At 74.6% G+C, this 5865-nt stretch carries 5 protein-coding genes; all 5 read left to right on the top strand.

Annotated elements, in window-relative coordinates; translation table 11 throughout:
• Positions 1 to 1297 (top strand): DAK2 domain-containing protein (locus tag AC2CJA_RS23220; RefSeq protein WP_484604630.1); only part of this gene is annotated, 1297 nt, incomplete at its 5' end.
• Between the two features lie 49 nt (positions 1298 to 1346).
• Entirely contained in the window at positions 1347 to 3617 is a 2271-nt protein-coding gene (gene recG, locus AC2CJA_RS23215) for an ATP-dependent DNA helicase RecG (RefSeq protein ID WP_484604629.1), read from the top strand.
• Positions 3618 to 3736: 119 nt separating this feature from the next.
• Positions 3737 to 4330, top strand: coding sequence for a 16S rRNA (guanine(966)-N(2))-methyltransferase RsmD (gene rsmD / locus AC2CJA_RS23210; protein ID WP_484604628.1), 594 nt, complete (start codon positions 3737 to 3739; stop codon positions 4328 to 4330).
• Positions 4331 to 4356: 26 nt separating this feature from the next.
• Complete coding sequence (gene coaD, locus AC2CJA_RS23205; protein WP_484604631.1) at positions 4357 to 4836, top strand: pantetheine-phosphate adenylyltransferase; 480 nt, start codon at positions 4357 to 4359, stop codon at positions 4834 to 4836.
• A gap of 89 nt (positions 4837 to 4925) precedes the next feature.
• The coding region (locus AC2CJA_RS23200; RefSeq protein ID WP_484604627.1) for a cell division initiation protein at positions 4926 to 5865 on the top strand (940 nt) is incomplete at its 3' end.

Genomic DNA, 5865 nt, shown 5'->3' with positions numbered 1-5865 from the left:
GGCCGCGGTCGCGCACCCGGTGGAGGGCACCGTGCTCACGGTGGCCGCCGCCGCGGCCGGAGCGGCGGCGGCCACAGCCGGAGACTGCGCCACGGTGGCACGCACCGCCTGGTCCGCGGCCCGCGCGGCTCTGGAGGCCACCCCCGAGCAGCTCCCCGCGCTCTCCCGCGCGGGTGTGGTGGACGCGGGTGGCTACGGACTGGTCACCATGCTGGGCGCGCTGGTGGCGGCGCTCTCCGGGGAGCGGCCCGAGGCCCCGGCGGCCGAGCGCGCCGGAACACCGGCCCCGCGCCCGCTTCCGGACCCGAGCCCGGACCGGATACCGGGCCCGGACGGCGGGGGCTGCCCGGCGCCGGAGGAACCGGCCGGCCCGGCCTACGAGGTCGTCTACCTGCTGGAGGCCGGGGACGAGGCCGTGGCCGCCCTGCGCACCCGGCTCGACGCCCTGGGCGACTCCCTGGTCGTGGTCGGCGGCGACGGGCTGTGGAACGTCCACGTCCATGTGGACGACGCCGGCGCCGCGGTGGAGGCCGGGATCGAGGCCGGTCGCCCCTTCCGTGTCCGGATCACGCACTTCGGCGCCCGGACCGGCGGCCGGCACGCCGGCCGCGAGCCCGCGCACACCCCCGGCCGTGCCGCCCACCGCGCCGTGATCGCGGTGGTGCCCGGCGACGGACTGGCCGAACTGTGCGCCGCGGCGGGCGCCACCACCGTCACCGCGCGCCCCGGGGAGCCGCCCGCCAGTGGGGAGCTGGCGCAGGCCCTGCTGGGGACCGGCGCGTCCGAGGCCGTCCTGCTGCCCAACGACCCCGAGCTGCGGCACACCGCCGCCGCGGCCGCCGAGCAGGCCCGTGCCGAGGGGCTGAGGGTCGCCATCATCCCCACCCGCTCCCCGGTGCAGGGCATCGCCGCCCTCGCCGTGCACGAGCCCGGCCGCCGCTTCGACGAGGACGTCGTCGCCATGACCACCGCGGCCGGGGCCACCCGGTACGGCGAGTTGTGCGTCGCCGAACGGCAGGCGTGGACGACCGCCGGAATCTGCCAGGCCGGGGACGTCCTCGGTCTGATCGAGGGGGACGTGGCGCTGATCGGCGCGCGGTCGGCGGACGTGGCCGCGGCCGTACTGGACCGGATGCTCTCGGGCGGCGGCGAGCTGGTGACCCTGGTGGTCGGCGCGGACGCCCCCGGGGATCTGGCCGAGTACCTGGAGGAGCATGTGCGCCGCAACCACCTGGCCGTCGACACGCTCGTCCACGAGGGGCGGCAGAGCGGCCCGCTGCTGATCGGCGTGGAGTGAGCGGGGCGAGCGGGTCGTAAGGCCCGCACTGTCGGCGGTGTGGTGTGCAATGGAGGGCGTGCCCGTGCTGGAAGAGAACACGCGAGATCCCCTGACGGAACCGCTGCGAAAGGCGCTCGGCGGCACCACCGCGAAGGTGATGGCCGAGCACCTCGGCCTGCGCACCGTCGGAGACCTGCTGCACCACTACCCGCGGCGGTACGCCGAGCGCGGCGAGCTGACCCGGCTCGCCGACCTGCCGCTGGACGAGCACGTCACCGTCGTCGCCCAGGTCGCCGATTCCCGGGTGCTCACCTTCAACCAGGGCCGCGGCAAGCGTCTGGAGGTCACCCTCACCGACGGCAGCGGCCGCCTCCAGCTGGTCTTCTTCGGCCGGGCCGTCCATCATCACCACAAGGAGCTGCTGCCCGGCCGCCGGGGGATGTTCGCGGGCAAGGTCGGTGTGTTCAACCGGAAGCTCCAGCTCTCCCACCCCGCCTACGAACTGCTGGGCGCCGACGGCGGAGCGGAGGCGGTGGACGCCTTCGCGGGCAGGCTCATGCCGATCTACCCGGCGTGCAAGCAACTGGAGTCGTGGAAGATCGCCAAGGCCGTCGCCACCGTCGTGGACTCCCTGCTGGCCACCGGCTGGACAGGCGTTGCGGATCCGCTGCCCGCCGCCCTGCGCGCCGAGCGCGGCCTGCCCACGCTGCCGGAGGCGCTGGAGAAGGTCCACCGGCCCCGCACCAAGGCGGACGTGGAGCTGGCGCGGGCCCGGCTGAAGTGGGACGAGGCGTTCGTCCTCCAGGTCGCGCTGGCCCGGCGCCGCCTGGCCGAGGGACAGCTGCCGGCCGTTGCGCGCCGACCGCGCGAGGGCGGGCTGCTGGACGCCTTCGACGCCCGGCTGCCGTTCACCCTCACCGAGGGCCAGCGGGCCGTCAGCCGGGAGATCTTCGACGACCTGGCCACCGAGCACCCCATGCACCGCCTCCTCCAGGGTGAGGTCGGCTCCGGCAAGACGCTGGTGGCGCTGCGCGCCATGCTCGCGGTGGTGGACGCCGGTGGGCAGGCCGCGATGCTCGCCCCCACCGAGGTGCTGGCCCAGCAGCACCACCGCTCGATCACCGAGATGATGGGCGAGCTGGCCGAGGGCGGAATGCTCGGCGGCGGCGAGCACGCCACCAAGGTCGTGCTGCTCACCGGTTCGATGGGGGCCGCCGCCCGCCGCCGGGCGCTGCTGGACCTGGCCACCGGCGAGGCCGGGGTCGTCATCGGCACCCACGCCCTGATCGAGGACAAGGTGGGCTTCCACGACCTGGGGCTGGTCGTGGTGGACGAGCAGCACCGCTTCGGCGTCGAGCAGCGCGACGCCCTGCGCTCCAAGGGGAAGCAGCCCCCGCACCTGCTGGTGATGACCGCCACCCCCATCCCGCGTACCGTCGCCATGACGGTCTTCGGCGACCTGGAGACCTCCGTGCTGGACCAGCTCCCGGCCGGACGCTCGCCCATCACCAGCCATGTCGTGCCCGCCGCCGAGAAGCCCCACTTCCTGGCCCGCGCCTGGGAGCGGGTGCGCGAGGAGGCGTCGGCCGGGCACCAGGCATACGTGGTCTGCCCGCGCATCGGCGACGAGGAGGAGCCCGCCGGCGCCGGGCGGGGCGGCGGAGGCGGCGAGGACCGTGCGGGGGGCGAGGACGACGGGGGCGCCGACGGCGGAGGCGAGCGCCGCCCGCCGCTGGCCGTCCTCGACATCGCCGGGCAGCTCGCCGACGGACCGCTCAAGGGACTGCGGGTGGCCGCGCTGCACGGCCGGATGCAGCCGGACGCCAAGGACGAGGTGATGCGCCGCTTCGCCGCCGGCGAGCTGGACGTCCTGGTCGCCACGACCGTCATCGAGGTCGGGGTCAACGTGCCGAACGCCACCGTGATGGTGATCATGGACGCGGACCGCTTCGGTGTCTCCCAGCTCCACCAGCTGCGCGGCCGGGTCGGGCGCGGCAGCGCGCCGGGACTGTGCCTGCTGGTCAGCGAGGCCCCCGAGGGCAGCCCCGCCCGCGCCAGGCTGGGGGCGGTCGCCGCCACGCTGGACGGCTTCGAGCTGTCCCGTATCGACCTGGAGCAGCGGCGGGAGGGCGATGTGCTGGGCCAGGCGCAGTCCGGCACCCGCTCCTCCCTGCGGATGCTCGCCGTCATCGACGACGAGGAGGTCATCGCGGCCGCCCGGAAGAAGGCGACGGAGATCGTCGCCGCCGACCCCGGACTGGAACGCCTGCCCGAGCTGCGCGCGGCCCTGGAGGCGCTGCTGGACGCCGAGCGCGAGGAGTACCTGGAGAAGGGCTGACGGGGACGCGGCCCGCCCGCGCGCCTATCGTGGTGGGGGGGGGGGGGGGGGCCGCCCCCCCCCCCCCCCCCCCCCCCCCCACCACACACCCGCGCGCACGACCTGGAGACGGTGAAGCGATGACCCGCGTGATCGCCGGAGCGGCCGGCGGACGACGCCTGGCGGTGCCGCCCGGCCAGGGCACCCGCCCGACCTCCGACCGGGCGCGCGAGGGGCTGTTCTCCACCTGGGAGTCGCTGCTCGGCCCGCTGGCGGGCTTGCGGGTGCTCGACCTGTACGGGGGCTCGGGCGCGGTCGGCCTGGAGGCCCTCTCGCGTGGTGCGGCCCACGTCCTGCTGGTCGAGTCCGACGCCCGCGCCGTGCGCACCATCCGCCAGAACGTCCGCGGCCTCGGCCTGCCCGGCGCCGAGGTGCGCGCCGGCCGGGCGGAGCAGGCGGTGCGCGCGGAGGCTCCCACGGAGCCGTACGACGTGGTGTTCCTGGATCCGCCGTACGCCGTCGGGGACGAGGAGCTGCGCGAGATCCTTCTCACACTCCGGGCCGGGGGGTGGCTCGCGAGCGGTGCCCTCGCCACCGTGGAACGGAGCACCAGGGGCGGCGAATTCCGATGGCCCGCCGGTTTCGGGGGGCTGCGGTCCCGCCGCTACGGCGAGGGAACGCTCTGGTACGGTCGCGCCGCCGAAGAAGCCGAAGAGGTCACCGACGCGTCATGACCCGTACGGAGAGCGAGGAAACGCCAGTGCGCCGCGCCGTCTGTCCGGGGTCCTTCGACCCCATCACCAACGGACACCTCGACATCATCTCCCGCGCCTCCAGGCTCTACGACGAGGTGTACGTCGCGGTGATGATCAACAAGTCCAAGCAGGGGCTGTTCGCCGTCGAGGAGCGGATGGACCTGATCCACCAGGTCACCGCCGAGTACGGCAACGTGCGCGTCGAGGCCTTCCACGGCCTGCTGGTGGACTTCTGCAAGCAGCGCGAGATCCCGGCCATCGTCAAGGGCCTGCGGGCGGTCAGCGACTTCGACTACGAGCTGCAGATGGCCCAGATGAACAACGGGCTCTCCGGGGTGGAGACGCTTTTCGTACCCACCAACCCGACCTACAGCTTCCTCTCCTCCAGTCTGGTCAAGGAGGTCGCGGCCTGGGGCGGCGACGTCTCCCACCTGGTGCCTCCCGTGGTGCTCCAGGCCCTGCGCGAGCGGCTGTCCCGCTCCTGACGCCTCCGGCGCCCCCGCCCGGGTCCGCGTCCGGGCCGGTTCCCGCATCCGCTGTCGCACCGGCGGCCGCTGCCCGTACAGTCGCTCCCGTGGACGTACAGCAGAAACTCGACGACATCGTCACGGCGGTCGAAGGCGCCCGATCCATGCCCATGTCGGCCTCCTGCGTGATCAACCGCGCGGAGCTGATGGGGATGCTGGAGGAGGTGCGGCAGGCGCTGCCCGGCTCGCTCGCCCAGGCCCAGGAGCTGATCGGCGACCGGGAGCAGATGATCGCCGGGGCGCGGCAGGAGGCCCGGCGGATCATCGACTCCGCACAGGCCGAGCGCGGTTCGCTGGTCTCCGGCACCGAGATCGCCCGCCGCGCGCAGGAGGAGGCCGACCGCATTCTCGCCCAGGCGCGCCAGGAGGCCGAGGAGATCCGGGCCGAGGCCGACGACTACGTCGACAGCAAACTCGCCAACTTCGAGGTCGTCCTCAGCAAGACCATAGGCTCGGTCGACCGGGGGCGGGAGAAGCTGCTGGGCCGGGATCCGGGCGCCGGCCCGTACGGCGAGGAGGGCGGCGAGGACATCCCGGAGCGCCCCGCCGACCCCGCCGAGCTGCGGGAGCGCGCCGACGCCTACGTGGAGGCCCAGTTCCGGGCCTTCGAGGCGGTGCTGTCCAAGACCCTGGAGGCGGTCGGACGCGGGCGGCAGAAGCTCACCGGCCACCGGCCCATCGACGAACTGGGCGCCCATCTGGCGGCCCAGGACGAGCAGGAGCAGCAGAGCGACGCCGACTACCTCGCGGACCTCGCCGCCGTCTCCCACGAGCCGCGGGCACCGCAGCCGCGGCAGGCCCCGCAGGTTCCCGCGCAGCAGCAGCCCGCGTACGAGCCGCAGCCGCAGGATCCGTACGCCTACCAGCAGGGCGGTCACGGCTACCCGCAGGAGGGCTATCCGCAGGAGTACGGGCAGCCGCAGCCGCAGGATCCGTACGCCTATCAGGAGCAGTCCCCGCAGCAGCCCGCGTACCAGCCGCAGCAGG

The sequence above is a fragment of the Streptomyces sp. ATLC9 genome (assembly GCF_057196705.1).
This window is presented reverse-complemented; position numbering and strand designations above follow the sequence as displayed.

Excerpts from the sequence above, each read along its gene's own strand:
- recG (WP_484604629.1), top strand. The coding sequence starts at position 1,347 with ATGGAGGGCGTGCCCGTGCTGGAAGAGAACACGCGAGATCCCCTGACG.
- rsmD (WP_484604628.1), top strand. The coding sequence starts at position 3,737 with ATGACCCGCGTGATCGCCGGAGCGGCCGGCGGACGACGCCTGGCGGTG.